The sequence below is a fragment of the Streptomyces sp. NPDC087859 genome (genome assembly GCF_044742595.1).
GTDB lineage: Bacteria > Actinomycetota > Actinomycetes > Streptomycetales > Streptomycetaceae > Streptomyces > Streptomyces canus_F.
In genome coordinates this window covers 61561-80751 of record NZ_JBIUUU010000008.1, presented here as the reverse complement: position 1 = coordinate 80751, position 19191 = coordinate 61561, and the positions used below count along the sequence as shown (strand labels likewise).

Annotated in this window: 16 protein-coding genes and 1 pseudogene; 5 read left to right on the top strand and 12 right to left on the bottom strand. The window is 69.9% G+C overall.

Annotated features, from left to right (window positions below):
* Window positions 1–145 precede the first annotated feature (145 nt).
* The 6 genes from ACIOHP_RS20485 to ACIOHP_RS20460 all read right to left on the bottom strand — a co-directional run bounded on the left by ACIOHP_RS20485 (window position 146) and on the right by ACIOHP_RS20460 (window position 8956).
* Window positions 146–1231: a glutamate--cysteine ligase gene (locus ACIOHP_RS20485; RefSeq protein ID WP_401889345.1), complete on the bottom strand. Its 1086-nt coding sequence runs from the start codon at window positions 1229–1231 to the stop codon at window positions 146–148.
* A gap of 60 nt (window positions 1232–1291) precedes the next feature.
* Window positions 1292–3493: a 1,4-alpha-glucan branching enzyme gene (gene glgB / locus ACIOHP_RS20480; RefSeq protein WP_401889343.1), complete on the bottom strand. Its 2202-nt coding sequence runs from the start codon at window positions 3491–3493 to the stop codon at window positions 1292–1294.
* A 4-nt stretch (window positions 3494–3497) separates the two neighbouring features.
* Window positions 3498–4862, bottom strand: coding sequence for a maltokinase N-terminal cap-like domain-containing protein (locus ACIOHP_RS20475; protein ID WP_361544637.1), 1365 nt, complete (start codon window positions 4860–4862; stop codon window positions 3498–3500).
* Between the two features lie 28 nt (window positions 4863–4890).
* Window positions 4891–6609 carry a maltose alpha-D-glucosyltransferase gene (gene treS, locus ACIOHP_RS20470; protein WP_361544640.1) on the bottom strand — a complete coding sequence of 573 codons (1719 nt, stop codon included), beginning with the start codon at window positions 6607–6609 and terminating at the stop codon, window positions 4891–4893.
* Entirely contained in the window at window positions 6606–8585 is a 1980-nt protein-coding gene (locus tag ACIOHP_RS20465; RefSeq protein ID WP_401889340.1) for an alpha-1,4-glucan--maltose-1-phosphate maltosyltransferase, read from the bottom strand. Before ACIOHP_RS20465 ends, treS begins: the two co-directional genes overlap by 4 nt.
* A 71-nt stretch (window positions 8586–8656) precedes the next feature.
* Complete coding sequence (locus ACIOHP_RS20460) at window positions 8657–8956, bottom strand: DUF5133 domain-containing protein (RefSeq protein ID WP_361559371.1); 300 nt, start codon at window positions 8954–8956, stop codon at window positions 8657–8659.
* 225 nt (window positions 8957–9181) lie between these two features.
* Between ACIOHP_RS20460 and ACIOHP_RS20455 the strand changes: the two genes are divergently transcribed.
* Both ACIOHP_RS20455 and glgX read left to right on the top strand, forming a co-directional pair.
* Window positions 9182–9667, top strand: coding sequence for a pep a2 (locus ACIOHP_RS20455; protein ID WP_361489417.1), 486 nt, complete (start codon window positions 9182–9184; stop codon window positions 9665–9667).
* 26 nt (window positions 9668–9693) lie between these two features.
* A complete protein-coding gene (glgX, locus tag ACIOHP_RS20450) occupies window positions 9694–11811 on the top strand; it encodes a glycogen debranching protein GlgX (RefSeq protein ID WP_401890042.1) in 2118 nt (705 codons plus the stop codon).
* A gap of 25 nt (window positions 11812–11836) precedes the next feature.
* Here glgX and ACIOHP_RS20445 read toward each other — a convergent pair whose 3' ends face one another.
* On the bottom strand, window positions 11837–12640 hold the full coding sequence (locus tag ACIOHP_RS20445) for a VOC family protein (protein WP_361559362.1): 804 nt from the start codon (window positions 12638–12640) through the stop codon (window positions 11837–11839).
* A gap of 162 nt (window positions 12641–12802) precedes the next feature.
* On the opposite strand from ACIOHP_RS20445, the gene ACIOHP_RS20440 reads away from it, so the two are divergent.
* The gene (locus tag ACIOHP_RS20440; RefSeq protein WP_401889336.1) at window positions 12803–13135 is read left to right on the top strand and encodes an ANTAR domain-containing protein; all 333 of its coding nucleotides are present in this window, start codon (window positions 12803–12805) and stop codon (window positions 13133–13135) included.
* A 10-nt stretch (window positions 13136–13145) separates the two neighbouring features.
* On the opposite strand, the gene ACIOHP_RS20435 is transcribed toward ACIOHP_RS20440, so the two are convergent.
* Window positions 13146–13937 carry a SigB/SigF/SigG family RNA polymerase sigma factor gene (locus tag ACIOHP_RS20435; RefSeq protein ID WP_401889334.1) on the bottom strand — a complete coding sequence of 264 codons (792 nt, stop codon included), beginning with the start codon at window positions 13935–13937 and terminating at the stop codon, window positions 13146–13148.
* Window positions 13938–14473: 536 nt separating this feature from the next.
* On the opposite strand from ACIOHP_RS20435, the pseudogene ACIOHP_RS20430 reads away from it, so the two are divergent.
* Window positions 14474–14650: pseudogene (locus tag ACIOHP_RS20430) on the top strand (ABC transporter permease); the annotation flags it as partial.
* Window positions 14651–14834: 184 nt separating this feature from the next.
* Window positions 14835–15350, top strand: a complete 516-nt coding sequence (locus ACIOHP_RS20425; protein ID WP_361489430.1) for a hypothetical protein — start codon at window positions 14835–14837, stop codon at window positions 15348–15350.
* A 39-nt stretch (window positions 15351–15389) separates the two neighbouring features.
* On the opposite strand, the gene hemC is transcribed toward ACIOHP_RS20425, so the two are convergent.
* From hemC to ACIOHP_RS20405, 4 genes are all read right to left on the bottom strand, one after another.
* Window positions 15390–16325, bottom strand: a complete 936-nt coding sequence (hemC, locus tag ACIOHP_RS20420; RefSeq protein WP_361559353.1) for a hydroxymethylbilane synthase — start codon at window positions 16323–16325, stop codon at window positions 15390–15392.
* Between the two features lie 49 nt (window positions 16326–16374).
* Complete coding sequence (locus ACIOHP_RS20415; RefSeq protein ID WP_401889331.1) at window positions 16375–17202, bottom strand: hypothetical protein; 828 nt, start codon at window positions 17200–17202, stop codon at window positions 16375–16377.
* 41 nt (window positions 17203–17243) lie between these two features.
* Window positions 17244–18263, bottom strand: a complete 1020-nt coding sequence (locus tag ACIOHP_RS20410) for a questin oxidase family protein (RefSeq protein ID WP_401889328.1) — start codon at window positions 18261–18263, stop codon at window positions 17244–17246.
* Between the two features lie 100 nt (window positions 18264–18363).
* Window positions 18364–19140: an NPP1 family protein gene (locus ACIOHP_RS20405; RefSeq protein ID WP_401889325.1), complete on the bottom strand. Its 777-nt coding sequence runs from the start codon at window positions 19138–19140 to the stop codon at window positions 18364–18366.
* Window positions 19141–19191: the final 51 nt, after the last annotated feature.

Below are 19191 nucleotides of genomic sequence, written 5' to 3'. Positions count from 1 at the left end.
CTGATGTGTACGGGGTGTGACTCCACCGATGAGAACTGTTATCGGCGGTGCCCGAATCTAGCCGAGGTGAGCGCGTTCGATGCAGGTATTCGACAACTGGTTCCGAGCTGATCCTTTCGGAGGGGGCGGGAACCCGAGGACCGCTCTATTCCTGCGTGTGGCGCACGCACTCCGTGACGACCTCCCGCAGGCTCCCGGTCCGCGCCAGCAGCTCCCGCTGGATCCGCGCGCCGTTACCGCGCCGCAGCAGCTCGGCACAGCCTTCCCGCGCCCGCTCGAGGTCGCCGGTCTCGGCCAGTGCGTCGCCGACGTGGTCGAGAAGCGCCCGGACGACGGTCTCCGCGGGCAGCCGTCGCATGGTCGCCGGATGCAGCAGTTCCTCCGTCAGGCCCGACCGGGCGGCCCGCCAGGCGGCCAGCCGCAGCAGGCTCACGCTGTGTCCCGACGGCTTTCGGCCCGCGCGCCAGTCACGTGCCGACGTCTCGACGAGGCCGCGGGCGAGGGTGGCGATGAGCGCGGCGGTGGACGCGTGCAGACAGACGTCCGCGACCCGGAGCTCCACCGTCGGGTACCGCCGGGCCAGCCGCGCGTCGAAATAGGCCATGGCCTCGTCGAGGATCACACCGGTCGCCACCATGTCCGCCACCCGCCGGTGATAACACTCGGCCGAGCCGAACACCTCGGTCGGACCGGTCGACGGCCACCGCTGCCACACCCGACTGCGATAGCTGCTGTACCGCGTGTCCTCACCCTGCCAGAACGGGGAGTTGGCACTCAGCGCCGCCAGTACCGGCAGCCAGGGCTGCATCTGATCGATCACGCCCACGCCCTCGTCGTCGGACTCGACGGACACATGGACATGACACCCCAGGACGAGATCATTGCTGGTGATGCCGTACTGCTCCGCCATCCACTGATAGCGCCGCCCCATCGCGACCGAGGGGCTGACGGGCAGCGGCGACGTCGCGAGCGCGGCGACGGCACAGCCGATCTCCCCGGCGTGCCGGGCCGCCTCCTTGCGGCAGCGGACGATCTCCGCGGCGAGTTCCGCCATCTCCGACTGGGGATGGGTGGCGAACTCGAGCATCTGGCTGTGGAGCTCCTTCTCGAAGACGTCACCGTTCGTGCCGTCGTGCGTGGCACGGGCGAGCACCGCGGCCGACAGTGCTCGTGGTTCGCCGGTCTCCGGGGCGACCAGGAGGAGTTCCTCCTCCACTCCGACGGTGCGCACGTGAAGCCGCCCTTCTGCCGCGACGAGGTCGTACGCCCCGACTGCCCAGGAGACGGCTGATCACACGGGCGACAGCCATACGGTTGCGAGCGGCGGCAGCGTGAGCCGTACGACACCGTCCTCCGGTTTCACCGGGTCGGGACAGGTGACGGCACCGCCGCCGTAGCGTTCCGCGTCGGTGTTGAGGACCTCCTGCCAGGCGGGGACGTCCCCCGGGATGCCCAGCGGGTAGTCGTGGCGGACGACGGGGGAGAAGTTCGAGACGGCGAGGAGGGGGGTTCCTTCGGCGTCCAGGCGCAGGAAGGCGAAGACGTTGTCGTCGGCCGCGTCTCCCACGATCCACCGGAAGCCGTCGGGCTCCGTGTCCCGCTGCCACAGAGCGGGCGTCGCACGGTAGACGGTATTGAGATCGCGGACCAGGTCCCGCACCCCGCGGTGATCGGGCTCGGCGCCGTAACCGGGGTCGAGGAGCCACCAGTCCGGGCCGTCGGCCTCCGACCACTCCGCACCTTGGGCGAACTCCTGTCCCATGAAGAGGAGTTGTTTTCCGGGGTGGGCCCACATGAAGGCGAGGTAGGCGCGGTGGGTGGCGCGTTGCTGCCACCAGTCGCCGGGCATCTTCGACACCAGCGCCTGCTTGCCGTGGACGACCTCGTCGTGGGAGATCGGCAGGACGAAGTTCTCGCTGTAGGCGTACACCATCGAGAAGGTCATCTCGTGGTGGTGGTACTTGCGGTGCACCGGCTCGTGCTGGATATAGCCCAGGGAGTCGTGCATCCAGCCCATGTTCCACTTCAGGCCGAAGCCCAGACCACCGCTCTCCGTGGGCCGCGTCACCCCGCCCCACGCGGTGGACTCCTCCGCGATCGTCATGACCCCCGGCACCCGCCGGTACACCGTCGCGTTCATCTCCTGGAGGAACGCCATCGCGTCCAGATCCTCGCGCCCGCCGAACACATTGGGCGTCCACTGACCGGAGTCGCGCGAGTAGTCGAGGTAGAGCATCGAGGCGACCGCGTCCACCCGCAGCCCGTCGATGTGGAACTCCTCGCACCAGTAGACGGCGTTGGCCACCAGGAAGTTGCGCACCTCGACCCGGCCGAAGTCGAACTCGTACGTCCCCCAGTCCGGATGCTCGGCCCGCCGCCAGTCGCCCGGCTCGTACAGCGGCTCCCCGTCGAACCGCCCCAACGCCCAGTCGTCCTTGGGGAAATGAGCCGGAACCCAGTCCATGATCACGCCGAGGCCCGCCCGGTGCAGGGCATCGACCAGATACCGGAAGTCGTCCGGCGAACCCAGCCGCGAGGTCGGCGCGTAGAACCCGGTGACCTGGTAGCCCCAGGAGCCGCCGAAGGGGTGCTCGGCGACCGGCATGAGCTCGACATGGGTGAAGCCGAGGTCCTTGACGTACGCCGGGAGCTGTTCAGCCAGTTGACGGTACGTCAGTCCCGGTCGCCAGGACGCCAAATGGACCTCGTACACCGAGAAGGGAGCCTCGTGCACCGGCACGTCCCCGCGCCGAGCCAGCCACTCCTCGTCGCCCCACTCGTAGTGGGAGGCCGTCACCACGGAGGCTGTCGCGGGCGGTACCTCGGTACGGCGTGCCATCGGGTCGGCCTTGAGGAAGCGGTCGCCGGAGCGGGACGTGATCTCGAACTTGTACCGTGCGCCCTCGCCGATGCCCGGCAGGAACAGCTCCCACACCCCGGACGCGCCGAGGGACCGCATCGGGAACGCCGTCCCGTCCCAGCAGGTGAACTCCCCGGCGACCCGGACGCCCTGCGCGTTGGGCGCCCACACCGTGAAGCGGGTGCCGGTCACGCCCTGGTGGGTCATCGGCTCGGCGCCGAGCGCCTTCCACAGTTCCTCGTGTCGGCCCTCACGGATGAGATGCAGGTCGACGTCACCGAGGGCGGGCAGGAAGCGGTACGGGTCGTGCACTTCCTGCTCGTCGTCCTCGTAGGAGACCAGCAGGGTGTACGGGGGAATCGCCTCCAGCGGGAGTACGCCGGAGAAGAGGCCGTCGCCCTCGGACGAGAGTCCGCTGCGCTCTCCCCCGACGACCACGTCCACCGCACGGGCGAAGGGGCGCAACGCCCGGAAGGCGATCCCGCCCGGCACCGGATGGGCGCCCAGCAGGGAGTGCGGGTCGTGATGGGCGCCCGACAGCAACCGCGTGCGGTCGGCGGGATCCAGGGAAGGCGCGGCACGGCAGGGGAGTGGACCGCCGGCCTCGGGAGGTGTGGTGTCACGCAGTGCCATGGCTTCAGGCTCCTCTCACGGCGAGACGCTCGATCGCCGCCATCGGCACGGGCAGCCAGTCGGGACGGTGCCGGGCCTCGTACAGGACTTCGTAGACGGCGCGGTCCGTTTCATAGGCGCGCAGCAGGCCGTGCTTCTTGCGCGGGTCCCACCCGGCGAGCGAGGCGTACCCCGCGCAGTAGGCCTCACGGCAGCGGCGCGCCCACTCCGGACGCCAGGGGCGGCGCTGGCGGGCGGCGTAGTCGAAGGAGCGCAGCATGCCGGCGATGTCCCGAACGGGGGAGTGGGTGCTGCGGCGCTCGGCGAGGGGACGGGACGGCTCACCCTCGAAGTCGATCACGAACCACTCGCGGCCGGCCCGCAGCACCTGCCCCAGGTGCAGATCACCGTGGATGCGCTGGGCGGGCGGACCGGGATCGCAGGAGGTCAGCGCGGCGAACGCGGTCTGCAGCGCCGGGACGTACGGCTGGAGCGCCGGTACGCAGTGCGCGGCGGCGCCGAGCCGCTCGGTCATCGCGGCCGCCGTCCGGCCGTTCTCGGCGTGGGCCAGGGCCGGGAAGGCCGAGGCCAGCGCGAGGTGCACCTCCGCCGTGGCCTGACCCAGTTCGTGGGCCTTGGCTGTGAAGTCGTCGCCGGAGGCAAGGGCCTGGAGAGCCAGTGTCCAGCCGTCGGACGCGTCGGGCAGGAAGGGCTGGAGCACCCCGAGCGTTGCCTCCTGCGGCTGCGTCGTGCGGAACCAGGCGACCGGCGCGGGCACCCGACGGCAGCCCTGCCCGGCCAGTGCGCCCGGCACCTCCAGGTCGGGGTTGACGCCGGGCTGGATACGCCGGAAGACCTTCAGGATGAACGAGTCCCCGTACACCAGCGAGGAGTTGGACTGCTCGGCGTCCAGCATGCGCGGCGCGAGCCCCGCGGGCACGGACGCGGACGGGTCGGCCTCGAAACGCAGGGGGCCCGCCGTGCCGGGGTGCCGCAGCCGCTCCAGGAGCAGCTGTGCGAGCCGCGGGTCCTGGAGCGCGTCGTAGACCGCCAGGCCGGCCAGCGGCCCTTCCTCCGCCCGTCCGATGAGGGCCCGGCCGAGACGCGGCGACAGATGCTTGCGTACGCCGAGCAGCAGCTGGTAGCAGTCGCCGGTCGTGGCGGTGGCGCCACCGGGGGCGGGAACGGGCGTGTGTCCGGTCTGCACCAGCAGGTGCAGACAGCCCGGGAACAGCTCCGTCATGGACAGCAGTGAGAGGTCCGTGACGGGCCGGTCCTTGCCCGCGAACCAGCGCTGCCGGGGCAGCCACTCGCGCAGCAGCCCGGCGAGCGAGGCCATGGGCCCGGGCGCGGTCGTGCTGCCCGGGCGGGGGAATGCGGTCTTCGGCATGGTGACGCCTCCTTTCACCGGCGGAGTTTCACGATCGGCGGCCGATGCGGGATGCGACTCGGGCGAGCCGGAACCAGTAGAAGCCGTGCCCTGCCAGCGTCAGCAGGTACGGCAGTTCACCGATGGCGGGAAAACGGACCCCGCCGATGAGTTCCACGGGGTGGCGTCCGTCGAAGGCACGGAGATCGAGTTCGGTGGGCTGTGCGAAGCGGGAGAAGTTGTGCACGCACAGGACGAGGTCGTCCTCGTACTCGCGCAGGAACGCGATCACGGCGGGGTTGGACGACTGGAGCTCGGTGTAGGAGCCGAGGCCGAAGGCGGGGTTCTGCTTGCGGATCTCGATCATGCGGCGGGTCCAGTGGAGCAGCGAGGAGGGCGACGACATCGACGCCTCCACGTTGGTGACCTGGTAGCCGTGGACCGGGTCCATGATGGTCGGCAGATACAGCCGTCCGGGGTCACAGGACGAAAAACCTGCGTTGCGGTCCGGTGTCCACTGCATGGGGGTGCGGACGGCGTCGCGGTCGCCGAGCCAGATGTTGTCGCCCATGCCGATCTCGTCGCCGTAGTAGAGGATCGGCGAGCCGGGCAGGGACAGCAGCAGCGCGGTGAACAGTTCGATCTGGTTGCGGTCGTTGTCGAGCAGGGTGGCGAGCCGGCGGCGGATGCCGATGTTGGCGCGCATGCGGGGGTCTTTGGCGTATTCGGCCCACATGTAGTCGCGTTCTTCGTCGGTGACCATCTCGAGGGTGAGCTCGTCGTGGTTGCGCAGGAAGATGCCCCACTGGCAGCCGGAGGGGATGGCGGGGGTCTTGGCGAGGATTTCCGAGACCGGGTAGCGCGATTCGCGGCGCACGGCCATGAAGATGCGGGGCATGACGGGGAAGTGGAAGGCCATGTGGCATTCGTCGCCGCCGGACTGGTAGTCGCCGAAGTAGTCGACGACGTCCTCGGGCCACTGGTTGGCCTCCGCCAGCAGCACCGTGTCCGGGTACATCAGGTCGATCTCGCGGCGCACCCGCTTGAGGAAGTCATGGCTGGCGGGGAGGTTCTCGCAGTTCGTTCCCTCGGCCGCGTACAGATAGGGGACGGCGTCGAGGCGGAAGCCGTCGATTCCCAGGTCCAGCCAGAAGCGAAGGGCGGCCAGGATCTCCTCCTGGACCGCCGGGTTCTCGTAGTTGAGGTCCGGCTGGTGGGAGAAGAAGCGGTGGAAGAAGTACTGCTTCCGCACCGGGTCGTAGGTCCAGTTGGAGGCCTCGGTGTCGACGAAGATGATCCGGGCGTCGGCGTATTGCTTGTCGTCGTCGGCCCACATGTAGTAGTCGCCGTAGGGGCCGTCGGGGTCGTTGCGGGATTCCTGGAACCACGGGTGCTGGTCGCTGGTGTGGTTCATGACGAAGTCGATGATGACGCGCATGCCGCGTTGGTGGGCGGCGTCGGCGAACTCCACGAAGTCGGCGAGATCGCCGAACTCGGGCAGGACGGAGGTGTAGTCGGAGACGTCGTAACCGCCGTCACGCAACGGGGACTTGAAGAAGGGGGGCAGCCACAGGCAGTCGACGCCCAGCCATTGCAGGTAGTCGAGCCTGGAGGTGAGGCCCTTGAGGTCGCCGACGCCGTCGCCGTTGCTGTCCTGGAAGGAGCGGACCAGCACCTCGTAGAAGACGGCACGCTTGAACCAGTCGGGGTCCCGGTCCTTCGCGGGGGTGTCCTCGAAGGTGTCCTGGACGGGCTCGTTGACAGTCATGAAGCGCTTGACCCTCCGGTCTCGGATGCCGATGGCTGGACATGGAGCACGTGCGCGGGCGCCCGACCGGGTTCGAGGCGCACATAGTTGGTCCGGCCCCAGCGGTAGGTCTCACCCGTCAGTTCGTCGCGCACGGACATGGACGGGTTCCCGTCCAGGCCGAGTTGCGGCATGTCCAACGAGACCGTGGCTTCCTGGGTGTGATGAGGGTCGAGGTTGACGACCACCAGAACCGTGTCCGGGCCGGTGCGCTTGCTGTACGCGATCACCGCGTCGTTGTCGGTGTGGTGGAAGTGGATGTTCCTGAGCCGCCGCAGGGCCGGGTGGCCCCGGCGGATCGTGTTCAGCTGGGTGATCAGGGGGGTGATGCTGTCGGCGGTGTCCCAGTCGCGGTGGCGGAGCTGATACTTCTCGGAGTCGAGGTACTCCTCGCTGCCCTCGCGCAGGGGAGTGTTCTCGCACAGTTCGTAGCCGCTGTAGATGCCCCAGGTGGGGGAGAGGGTCGCGGCCAGGACCGCCCGGATCTCAAAGGCGGGCCGGCCGCCGTGCTGGAGATAGGCGTGCAGGATGTCGGGGGTGTTGGCGAAGAAGTTGGGCCGCATGTAGGCGGCCGCCTCACCGGACAGCTCGGTCAGGTATTCGGTGAGTTCTTCCTTGGTGTTGCGCCAGGTGAAGTACGTGTAGGACTGCTGGAAACCGATCTGGGCCAGGGTGTGCATCATCGCCGGCCGGGTGAACGCCTCGGCCAGGAAGATCACGTCCGGATCGCCGGCGTTGATCTCCGCGATCACCCGCTCCCAGAAGACCACCGGCTTGGTGTGCGGGTTGTCGACCCGGAAGATCCGCACACCGTGCTCCATCCAGAACCTGAGCACCCGCAGCGTCTCCGCGACCAGACCGTCCATGTCGGCGTCGAAGGCGATCGGGTAGATGTCCTGGTACTTCTTCGGCGGGTTCTCCGCATAGGCGATGGTGCCGTCCGGGCGGTGATGGAACCACTCCGGATGCTTGTGCACCCAGGGATGGTCCGGCGAGCACTGCAGAGCGAAGTCCAGCGCGATCTCCAGGCGGTGCTCGCGGGCCCGGGCCACGAACCAGTCGAAGTCCTCGATCGTGCCCAGGTCGGGGTGGACCGCGTCGTGGCCGCCCTCCGGGGAGCCGATCGCCCACGGCACCCCGACGTCTTCCGCGGTGGCCGACAGGGTGTTGTTCGGGCCCTTGCGGAAGGTCGACCCGATCGGATGGACCGGCGGCAGATACACCACGTCGAACCCCATCGCCGCGATCGCCCCCAACCGCCGCGCGGCCGTGCGGAACGTGCCGTGCGGACGCTCCGGCGTGCCCTCGGAGCGCGGGAAGAACTCGTACCAGGCCCCGTACAGCGCCCGCTCCCGCTCCACCAGCAGCGGCAGCACCTCGGAGACCGTCACCAGCTCCCGCAGCGGATACCGCGCCAGCACCGCGTCCACCTCCGGTGTCAACGCACCCGCCAGCCGCGCCGAGACCGACAGCGCATCCTCACGCAGCGCCTCCGCGGCGGCCAGCACCAGTCCGCGCCCCGCTTCGTCCGGCACTCCGGCCGCCGCCCGGAAGTAGAGATCGGCGCCCTCTTCCAGCACCAGGCCGACGTCGATGCCGGCCGGGATCTTGATGCCGGCGCGGTGGCGCCAGGTGGCGATCGGATCGCCCCAGGCCTCCACGTGAAAGGTCCAGCGGCCCAGGGCGTCGGGGGTGACGTCGGCGCCCCAGCGGTCGCTGCCGGGCGCCAGTTCACGCATCGGCGTCCAGGGGCCCGGAACGCCCTCGGGGTCGGTGAGCACGACGTTGGCGGCGACCGCGTCATGGCCCTCGCGGAACACCGTGGCGGTCACCTGGAACGTCTCCCCGACGACCGCCTTGGCCGGACTCCGGCCGCCGTCGACGAGCGGCCGGACGTCCCGTACCGGGATGCGGCCGATGTGGGTGCTGGCACTCATGGGTCTCACCTCCGCCATGCTCGAGGCCGGGCCCGTGGCCCGGCCGGGGATCGAAGCTGCGCCGGAAGGGACTACCTCCCCGCGGGGGTACGCAGGAGCCTCACCGGCGGACCCCGCCTGGCCGAGGCGGTGGTGCACACCTGCTCGTCCTGCTCGCGGAGATAGGAGACCGGGTTCGTCCGCAGATAGCGCTCGGCGGCGTCCGCGGCCTCCCGCGCACAGCGCTTCCCCATGAGCACGCAAAGGGTGTAGCCCGAGTCCTCGAAGGACGCCCGCGCCCCGCGATCGGCGGGGGAAGCCAGCATCACGCGTTCGCAGGCCCGGTAACGCCGCAGTTGCCGGGCGACTTCGGCCTTGGCCGGTAGCAGCATGGCGCCGTTCACCTTCCAGGAGAGTTTCACTCATGGTGCATGGATGACGACGCAGCGTCTTGTTGGTTCTTCAACTACCTCGGTGGTCGCTCGTGTTGCACGAATGGCGTAGCACTCCCACAGTTGAGGTGACTCAGAAGCGATCACTGCTCACGCTGCGCGTTCGGGGCTCGTCCCGCCGGGGCGAGGAGGAGCGGGAGCTTCGCCGGTGAGGAGCCAACGAAGATGAAGACCGCAGTCCCCCGCTACTACCACCTCGATGTGGACGTCACCCCGGAACGGGTCGGCCAGGTCAGCCGGATTCTGGCCGCTCACCTCCGGTACTGGGACCTCGACATCCTGGTCGAGCCTGTCTGCCGCGGTGCCGAACTGCTGCTGAAGGCCATCGACGAGCACGCGACCGACAAGTTCACCTCGATCGAGATGTGGTGGAACGGCCAGCACCTCATCACGGCCGTCGGCGACAACGACCGTGATCTGCGTCCGGACCAGGAACTGCGCGGATGTCTGGAGCACATCGCCGCGATGAGCGACGGCTGGGGGTGCTGCGCCACGGACACCGGCAGCAAGGTCATCTGGTTCTCGCAGCGTGCCCGGGCCGGCGGACGTGTCCCGCTGGTGCCGACGCCGCCGGTGCCGAGCGTGCGCGAGGTGCTTCAGGTGCCCCGCGAGGAGCCGGTCGTGGGCGGCGTCCTGGAGGACGCCCGGTGACCGCAGAGCGCCGTCTCAAGGCAGGGGTGCCCGTCTGGAGCGGGCACCCCTACCCGTTGGGTGCCTCCTTCGACGGGCAGGGCACCAACTTCGCGCTGTTCAGCGAGGTAGCCGAGTGCGTCGAACTCGTCCTCGTCGAGGACGACGGCAGCCATCGCAGTGTTCCCCTCGCCGAGGTCGACGGCTTCGTGTGGCACTGCTACCTGCCCGGGATCGGTCCGGGGCAGCGCTACGGCTATCGCGTGCACGGACCCTGGCACCCGGATCTCGGCCACCGCTGCAACCCGGCGAAGCTGCTGCTCGATCCGTACAGCCGGGCGGTGGACGGGCAGGTGGACGATCATCCCGCGCTGTACGACCCGGCCGCCGACAGCGCCGGACACACCATGCTCGGTGTGGTCACCGACCCGTTCTTCGACTGGGGCGAGGACCGTCCGCCCCGACGGTCCTACGCCGACACCGTCATCTACGAGGCCCACGTCCGCGGTCTGACCCGCACCCATCCCGACGTCCCGGCCGAACTCCGCGGCACCTACGCCGGGTTGGCCCACCCCGCGGTCGTCGAGCATCTGACGTCCCTCGGTGTGACGGCGGTCGAGCTGATGCCGGTGCACCAGTTCGTGCAGGACGGTGTGCTGCAGGGCCGTGGCCTGTCCAACTACTGGGGCTACAACACGATCGGCTTCTTCGCTCCGCACAACGCCTACGCCGCCCAAGGCACCCGCGGTGAGCAGGTCAACGAGTTCAAGTCGATGGTGCGGACCCTGCACGCGGCCGGCCTCGAAGTAATTCTGGACGTCGTCTACAACCACACCGCCGAGGGCAACGAGAAGGGGCCGACGCTCTCCTTCCGGGGCATCGACAACGCCTCCTACTACCGGCTGGTGGACGGTGACTGGGGGCACTACTACGACACCACCGGCACCGGGAACAGCCTGCTGATGCGGCACCCCTACGTGCTCCAGCTGATCATGGACTCGCTGCGTTACTGGGTCACCGAGATGCACGTCGACGGCTTCCGCTTCGACCTCGCGGCCACACTGGCCCGGCAGTTCCACGAGGTGGACCGGCTCTCGGCGTTCTTCGACCTGATCCAGCAGGACCCGGTGATCAGCCGCGTGAAGCTGATCGCGGAACCGTGGGACGTGGGCGAGGGCGGCTACCAGGTGGGCAACTTCCCGCCCCTGTGGTCGGAGTGGAACGGCAAGTACCGGGACACCGTGCGGGACTTCTGGCGCGGCGGCGAGCACACGCTCGGCGACTTCGCCTCCCGGCTGACCGGCTCCTCCGATCTCTACCAGCACAGCCGGCGCCGACCGCGGGCCAGCGTGAACTTCGTGACCGCGCACGACGGCTTCACCCTGCGCGACCTCGTCTCGTACAACGACAAGCACAATGAGGCCAACGGCGAGGGCAACCGGGACGGCGAGCGGGACAACCGGTCCTGGAACTGCGGGGCGGAGGGCGAGACCGACGACGCGTCCGTGCTGGAACTGCGCGCCCGCCAGCAGCGCAACTTCCTGGCCACGCTCCTGCTTTCGCAGGGCATCCCCATGCTCTGTCACGGTGACGAACTCGGCCGCACCCAGCGCGGCAACAACAACGCCTACTGCCAGGACAACGAGGTCTCCTGGATCGACTGGGGGCTGACCGGCGAGCAGCGCGACCTCGCCGACTTCACGCGGTACGTCATCGGACTGCGCGCCGCCCACCCCGTACTGCGCCGTCGGCGCTACTTCCGCGGGGAGACGGTGACGCACGCGGGTCAGCCGCTGCCCGACCTCGTGTGGTTCGCGCCGGACGCGCGCGAGATGACCGACGGCGACTGGCTGCGCTCCGACGCGCACTCGGTCGGGGTCTTCCTGAACGGTGACGCCATCGCCGAGCCGGATCCCTGCGGTCGGCCCGTGCTGGACGACTCCTTCCTGCTCCTGCTCAACGGCTACTGGGAGCCGGTCGCCTTCCGGCTGCCGGACCCGGCCTACGGCGAGCGCTGGAGGACCCTGATCGACACCGCGGAGCCGAAGGCCGCCCCCGACGAGACGGAACACAAGGCGGACTCGATTCTTACGGTCGAGCCCCGCAGCCTGGTCCTGCTGTCACGGCCCCCGGCGAATCCGCCGCGGACCGCCTCAGCTCCGTAGGAAGGTGACGAGCGCGCCGCCGGGCTCAGTGCGCGCGGCGCGCCGTCACCGTGAACCGGGCACCGTCGGGATCGCGCAGCACGGCCTCGTCGCCGCCCTTCGACAGGACACTTCCGCCGTGCTGCTCCGCGGCCCGGGCGCAGGCACCGACGTCCGTGACGGCGAAGTGCACCTGCCAGTGCGGCCGAATGGTGGGGTCGGGCGCCGCGTCCAGCGCGCCGGACCCGATACGGGCCACGATGTCGCCCTCGCTGCGCAGCACGACCTCGCCGCCCTCGTAGCGGACCTCGCAGCAGCCGGGATGGTCCGACGCCCAGTCGAGGATCTCGCCGTAGAAGATGGCGGCGTCGAAGGCGTCGCGTGTGTGCAGTCTGATGAAGGTCGGGGCGGCGCGGCGCCACTTCCCCCAGTTGGCGACGAGCTCGCCCTCCCAGATTCCGAAGGTCGCCCCGTCCCGGTCGGCCAGCAGCGCCGCCCGTCCGGGCGGGAAGGAGAGCGGTCCGACGGCGGCCGTGCCGCCCCGCTCCTGCACCCGCGCGACGACCTCGTCCGCGCTGCGCACGGCGAAGTACGGCGTCCACGCGACCGCCATCTGCCACATCGTGGCGACCGCGGCGATTCCGGCCACCGGCGTGTCGTCCACCACGGCCATCCGGAACCGGTCGCCGAGCAGGGCCGGGCGCCATTCCCAGCCGAGGACGGCGGTGTAGAAAGCCTCGGCGGCCTCCTGGTCCCGGGTGGTCAGGCTCACCCAGCAGGGGGCGCCGAACACGGCGTGCGTGGAGACGACGTCCGTTGTGCCACCGGGTCGTCTGGTGTCGTGGTTCATGGCAGTCGCGTCCTGGTGGTCTCACCGGCCGGCGGACACCGGTCCGATACCAGTGTCCAACCGGAACCGTTCCGGGCGCCTGTCGAGTACCCGGCGGACGTGGCCGAAACGAGTGGTGTGTGCGCGGTGGCACTGGGCCGCTCGAGTGAGCAGGATGGAGGTATGAGCGCGCGACAGGATGACCTCGGTGTCGAGGCGGGCCGCATCTTCGAGCTGCAGGCAGAGGTCGAGCAGCTGAAGGAGGCCGTCTCCTCGCACGCCGTCGTGGACCAGGCGATCGGCATGATGGTCGCGCTCGGGCGCGTGACCCCGGACGAGGGCTGGGTCGTCCTCAAGGACGTCTCCCAGCGCACCAACATCAAGCTGCGCAATGTCGCCGATCTGATCCTGATCTGGGGGCGGAACGGGGACCTGCCCCCGGAGATCCACGCCGAGCTGGAGGCGGCTCTCGACCGCCACGGGCCGGCGCAGATCCCGGAGGCCTCGTCGGAGTGACCTTCCGGCGTCATCTGACCTCGGCCAGCAGCTCCTCACGGATCCGGTCGAAGCAGCCGCTGAGGAGACGGGACACGTGCATCTGGGAGATGCCCAGCTCCTCGGCTATGCGGCTCTGCGTCATGCCCTGGAAGAACCGCAGGTAGAGAATGGTCTGCTCGCGCTCGGGCAGGGCCCGCAGACAGGGGCCCACGGCGACGCGGTCCACGACGACGTCGAAGCGGGGGTCGGGCGCGCCGAGCGCGTCCCCGAGGGCGTACCCGTCGGTGCCGGGCATCTCCGCTTCCAGTGACAGCGCCGAGAAGCACTCCAGGGCCTCCATGCCGGAGCGCACCTCGTCCTCGCTGAGCTGGGCGCACTCGGCGATATCGGCGACGGTGGGGGCCCGCCCCGAAGTGGTCTGCGACAGCTCCTTGAGGGCGGCGCGCACCCGGTTGCGCAGATCCTGGACCCGGCGCGGTACGTGCAGCGTCCACAGGTGGTCGCGGAAGTGCCGTTTGATCTCGCCGGTCACGGTCGGCACGGCGTACGCCTCGAAGGCGTGGCCGCGTGCGGGGTCGTAGTGATCGACTGCCTTGACCAGGCCCAGGGCGGCCACCTGGTACAGATCCTCCAGGGACTCGCCGCGGCCCTTGAAACGGACCGCTATCCGCTCGGCCATCGGCAGCCACACCTCGACCAGCTCGTCCCGGAGCGCCTTGCGTTCCGGGCCGTCGGGCAGGGTGGCGAGGCGTTCGAAGGAAGCGGCGGTGTCGGGGGCGTCGTCGTGCGGATGGGGCTTCGTTCTGGTGGTGACGCGCATCGCGCGCACCTCCCTCAACGGTGCTGGGTGACAGACACCGTGGGAATCGCGCGGTCAGACCTGACGGAGGGCACCGGGGACGACTCCCACGGACGTGCCTCCTGTCCGAAGCACTGAGAAGCCAATTCCCGGTGGAGGCGATCCCAAACAATTCAGGACAATTCACTCAGAAAGCCGCACGGACGGAAACCGTTCGCTTTCTCAGCGTGAAAGACCTTGACCATCCGGCGCCGAGGTCGAACCGCTGCGGTTCGAGGCGGACCGGCCGGGCATCGCGCGGCTCGGCGAGGCCGGTGTACGCCTTCGGTGACACCCGCGCCGTCGACGGGCTCGGCCTCACCGTGGCGAGGTCTTCGCACTGCTCGGCTACGTGCCGCAGCGGCTCTCCGCCGCCGAGGGCCTGACCGGCCGCGAGAACGTCGCCCTGTTCGCCCGCGACGTCGCCAGCGGTGGACTCGACGAGCAGTCAGGAGACTTCCGCGATGTCCGAAGCACCCGCCGCACCGCGGGCCGTCCAACCCGCCCTGTGGCGGACGGGCTTCGGCCGGGCCGTCACCATGCCGCTGTTCTTCGGCTCCAACGCCCTCTATCCGCTGTCCGTCATGCCCGGCTTGCTCCAGGCCGTCAGCAAGGTCAACCCGCTCAGCTGTCAAGTCGACGCCCTGCGCGGCCTTCTCCCCGGCGCGTCCGCCATCTCGCGCGCCGATCATGCTCGTGGACGTGATGTGCGGCACGCCCGCCGGGCGCAGTGCGCCCCCTGTCGGCGAGTTCTTCCTGCGCACGGCTTGATCACTGATCAAAGGGGGTGAACCCGCTGGCCACAGCGCATTCCGCTCATTTGACAGTGCACTGAGCACACAGATAGGAAGCAGCTCTCTGAGGGACAAGAGGTGGATTGTGTACGAGCCGAACGTGGTCGGGGACTGGCAGGAGTACGACGAGCATGCCGGTCTGCGTGTCCGCGTCCACGGGCTGGAAGCCTCCGAGCCACCACGCGGCCGGGACGACGCCGCCGAGGGGCTCACGTACTTCACTGTCCGTGTGACCGTCGAGAACCGCGGCGGCCGGCACTCCACCATCCACCTGGAGGACGGCCAGATCGATGTCCGGGTGGGCCCCGACGGCGAGAGCGCGTTCATCGACTGGCGCAACTCGCAGTTCATCGAGGGCTTCGACGTCTACCCGCTGCGCCGGGCCACCGCCGTGCTGTACGCGGCCGGCCCCGAGGCGTCCCTGAGCCTGGTCGACGTGCAGATCCAGTTGCGGGTCGACGACGACTGGGCCGACCGCCGGCTGTGGGCGGGCGGCATCGGTCTGCAGGAAGGCGCCGTCCAGACGGCGGCCGGCCGGGAGGGCCTGGCCCATCAGGTGAGCAACTTCCTGCGGGACCAGGCCGAAGAGGGCACCGCCTGACGGTCGGTGCCCGGTGCGGTGCCGGTGCGGGATGTCGCCTCAGTGCGGGATGCCGTCGATGATCTCGCGGGCTCCCTGACGCAGCAGCGCCACCGCGACCGAGGTGCCCAGCGTGGCCGGGTCGAGCCGGCCCGCCCACTCGTGGGCGTTCAGCCGGGTCTTGCCGTCCGGGGTGAACACGCAGGCCCTCAGGGACAGTTCGCCCCCGTGGTCCACGCGCGCGTATCCGGCGATCGGGCTGTTGCAGTGGCCCTGGAGCACATGAAGGAACATGCGTTCCGCGGTGGCCTCCCGGTGGGTGTCCGGATCGCCGAGCCCGCTGACCGCGTCGATCAGCTCGGTGTCGCCCTCACGGCACTGCAGGGCCAGGATGCCCGCGCCGATCGGCGGCATCATCGTCTCGGGGGAGAGGATCTCGCTGATCACGTCCTCGCGTCCGATGCGCTCGAGGCCGGACACCGCGAGCAGCAGCGCGTCCGCCTCCCCGGCCGCCAGTTTCGCCAGCCGCCGGTTGGCGTTGCCGCGGAACGGCACGCACTCCAACTCCGGGTGGGTGGCCGCCAGCTGCGCGACCCGGCGCACCGAGGAGGTCCCGATGCGGGTACCGGCCGGAAGCTCGTCCAGGGTGAGTCCGCCCGGATGGATCAGGGCGTCGCGGATGTCGTCCCGCTTGAGGAACGCGGCGAACGTCGTCCCCGCCGGGAGCGGCCGGTCGGCGGGAACGTCCTTCACACAGTGCACCGCGAGGTCGGCCTCCCCGGCGAGCAGTGCGGCGTCGACCTCCTTGGTGAAGGCGCCCTTGCCCTCGACCTTCGACAGGTCGCCCATCCACTTGTCGCCGGTCGTCTTCACCGGCACGACCTCGGTGCGCACCCCGGGGTGCAGCGCGGTCAACTCGGCGCGGACACGCTCCACTTGGGCGAGCGCCATGGGCGAGTCGCGGGAGACGATACGGATCAGTTCGGGCACGGACATGCGGGACACGATAGACCCTCGCGGTCGAGCGGCCGTGCAGTATCGCGCTTCACAGGCGCCAGTCGAAGGGGAAGAAGTCCTCACCCGCCGCGCCTGCGGCGTCCGGCGTGCGCACCAGGCAGCGGTGACGCAGCAGTTCACGCCGTTCCTCCGGGGACAGCCCGGGTGCGGTCCAGTCCTCGGCGTCGACGTCCTCGCGCCCGCAGGCGTTGACCTCGTCACCGGCCGCGGTTCTCAGGTCCACCCGGAAGTCCGTACGCCACTGGGAGTTGTGCCCCCAGCCCTGGGACAGGTCCACGGTCGGGCGGTGCCGACGCAGATAGGTCCAGTAGAGCGGAGAACGGTCGGCCACCCCGCGCTCGGCGTGCCGCGCACCCGCGCGCACCCGCACCCCGGCCCGGGAGAACAGCAGGGACCCGAACCACAGCCCGGGCCACACGACATCGGTGATCCGTACCGGCTCGTCCGGGTCCTCGGCCTGCTCGACCTCCACGATCTCGTGCAGGAACGGGTCGAAGACATCGCCCTCCTCGAACGGTGTCAGGCCCAGGCCGGTGAAGAGCCCGAGATACTCGTCCTTCGAGACGGCGGGCCAGACGCCGGCGTGCTCACCCGCCGGCTGGAAGCCGGTCAGCAGGACATCGCTGACCCGGCTCAGCGCGTACAGCTCCCACAGCAGGTCGCCGCAGCGCTCGTCCGGTCCGTCGACCGCCGTCGCGACCAGCAGCTCGACGCCCGAGGCGAGCGCCTCGCGGTAGGCGAGCCGCGCCCGGGCGAGCCAGGGTTCCACCACGGTGGTGTGCACGTCCGGACCCTCGTGGTCGCGCAAGGCCTGGAACAGCATCCGCGCGTTGACCCGGGCTTCCTCCTCGTCCATGCGCGCACCCTAGCGACGGCCGGGAGCGGTGATCCACGCCTTTATCCGACGAGTGGAGCACTCATCTCCACCGAGCGCAGTGCCGCGGCGAGCGCCAGTTCGTCGCCGACGTCCAGCGCCGTGTCGGTCAGTTTGATGACGTGCTCGTCGCCGTGGGCGAGGGCACGCTCCATGACCTCCTCGGCGGTGAGCCGGGCGGGCGGTGTGTAGGCGACCGCCTCCGCGGGCGTGTACATCGCGGTGACCGCCGCGGACGCGCTCCATGCCGCGTGCAGGCTCGGTGCCCACAGTTCCCGGGGCAGCGAATCCAGTGCGCGGAGCACGGCGTTGGGCGCGGTGGCGGCGTGCACGAGCATGGTGGGCTCGCCGTGGCCGTGGGTGGCGTAGCGGTGGGTGGCGGCGTGGACGAGTTCGGTCAGTCGTGCGCGGGCCGTGTCCGGGTCGGTCACCTCGTCCGCCCATGCGGGCAGCCGCTGTACGGCGCCGAGGCGCTTGCGGAACCCCATGTGGCCCGGGTCGATCGGGGGTACGGCCTCCAGGGACTCCATGGCGGTCGGCGCGCCCGGCAGCGCGGCGACGTCGGTCACCGGCTGGTGCCGGGCCGCCCAGTAGCCCAGCGCGTGGGCGAGTTCGGTGGTCCGGGGCGCGTTCTCGCCGGTCTCCAGGGCGCGTACGGCGTGGCCGACCCGTATGACGGTGTGGGTGGCGCCGCCGTAGAGGCCGGGGAGCAGGCGCGGCCACCACTCGGCGAGGACGTCCCGCCACGGGCGCTCGGCGAGGGTGCGGGAGTAATGGTCGGTCCAGTCCGCGATCCGGCGTGGATCGCCCAGCGCCTCGGGCCAGTTGTCGTCGGTGACGGGGGCCACGCGGTCGGGGAAGTCCTCCAGCTTGTCCCGGTAGAGGTCCACCCAGTGGTGCACCGCCCCCGCCTGTCCGTGGGCGGCGAGCGCCTCGACGACCATGGGGGCGTGGTTGGACAGCCAGCCGTCGCGTTCGGGGCCGGAGGCGTGGAGGCGTTCCAGGGCTTCTTCGAGCTGTCCGCTCGTGTCGCTGTCGTCCATGAGCGGGACGTTATGCCTCATGAGCGGGTGCCGGGATCGGGCGCGGGACGGAAGCCGCGGGGTGCACGGGTCCTAGGTCCCGCGCCCGATGCGCGCCGGATCAGGCGTTGGGGTCGAAGGAGATCCCCGACGGCTTGGCCTTCGTCAGATCGGAGGCGAAGTTCGCGTCCTTCAGGGCGAAGTTGGCGCTGCCGAAGTTGTACGCGACCAGCTTGTCGCGTACGCCCGACGGGTAGCCGTTCCAGCCGACCAGCGGCGGGTACTGCCAGGTGCCCTTGGCGTTCTCCGGCGGCTCGTCATTGGAGTTGGCCAGTCGGAAGGCGTGGGTACTGACGCCGTCCTTGTGGTAGACGATCTTCGCGTGGGTGCCGTCGAAGCGGACGCCGGAGGTCGCGGTCGTCGAGTACGAGCCGTGGGCGGACGTCGAGACGTACTGGACGGTGCCGTTCTGCACCCAGATCACGACGTGTTCCCAGTCGTGCCGGTGTCCGCCGATGCTGCTGTTCGCCAGGGCCTGGTCCTTCTCGAAGTACAGGCCGTACATGTAGGCGCACCAGCCGTTGTTGCACTTGTAGCGCGAGTACGAGTTGGTGTTGTTCAGGTCCGAGAGGTCGTGGCACTCGCCGCTGAGCGAACCCGTCGGGTTGAGGCCGCCGTTGACCGTGCCGTCGGGGCCGATCGCGGGTGTGGGGTAGCAGCCGTCGGTGTCGTAGTCGAAGGCGGGCTGGTAGGTGTACTCGGCCGACTCGGCGTTGGTCGGCAGGGCCGCGGGCGGGGCGGCGAAGGCGGCGCTCGGGAACGCGACTACCAGGGCGGCGGCGCCGGCCAGGCCGGTGAACCACCTGGCGCGGTGCTTCTTGAACGACGGAGACGACACTGCGTCCTCCTCATGTTCCGGGCGCAGCCCAACGGCTGTGGGGGAATGGGA

Coding starts and splice junctions, on each gene's coding strand:
- glgB (WP_401889343.1), bottom strand. CDS start 3,493: ATGGCACTGCGTGACACCACACCTCCCGAGGCCGGCGGTCCACTCCCC.
- ACIOHP_RS20475 (WP_361544637.1), bottom strand. CDS start 4,862: ATGCCGAAGACCGCATTCCCCCGCCCGGGCAGCACGACCGCGCCCGGG.
- treS (WP_361544640.1), bottom strand. CDS start 6,609: ATGACTGTCAACGAGCCCGTCCAGGACACCTTCGAGGACACCCCCGCG.
- ACIOHP_RS20465 (WP_401889340.1), bottom strand. CDS start 8,585: ATGAGTGCCAGCACCCACATCGGCCGCATCCCGGTACGGGACGTCCGG.
- ACIOHP_RS20460 (WP_361559371.1), bottom strand. CDS start 8,956: ATGCTGCTACCGGCCAAGGCCGAAGTCGCCCGGCAACTGCGGCGTTAC.
- ACIOHP_RS20455 (WP_361489417.1), top strand. CDS start 9,182: ATGAAGACCGCAGTCCCCCGCTACTACCACCTCGATGTGGACGTCACC.
- ACIOHP_RS20445 (WP_361559362.1), bottom strand. CDS start 12,640: ATGAACCACGACACCAGACGACCCGGTGGCACAACGGACGTCGTCTCC.
- ACIOHP_RS20440 (WP_401889336.1), top strand. CDS start 12,803: ATGAGCGCGCGACAGGATGACCTCGGTGTCGAGGCGGGCCGCATCTTC.
- ACIOHP_RS20435 (WP_401889334.1), bottom strand. CDS start 13,937: ATGCGCGTCACCACCAGAACGAAGCCCCATCCGCACGACGACGCCCCC.
- hemC (WP_361559353.1), bottom strand. CDS start 16,325: ATGTCCGTGCCCGAACTGATCCGTATCGTCTCCCGCGACTCGCCCATG.
- ACIOHP_RS20415 (WP_401889331.1), bottom strand. CDS start 17,202: ATGGACGAGGAGGAAGCCCGGGTCAACGCGCGGATGCTGTTCCAGGCC.
- ACIOHP_RS20410 (WP_401889328.1), bottom strand. CDS start 18,263: ATGGACGACAGCGACACGAGCGGACAGCTCGAAGAAGCCCTGGAACGC.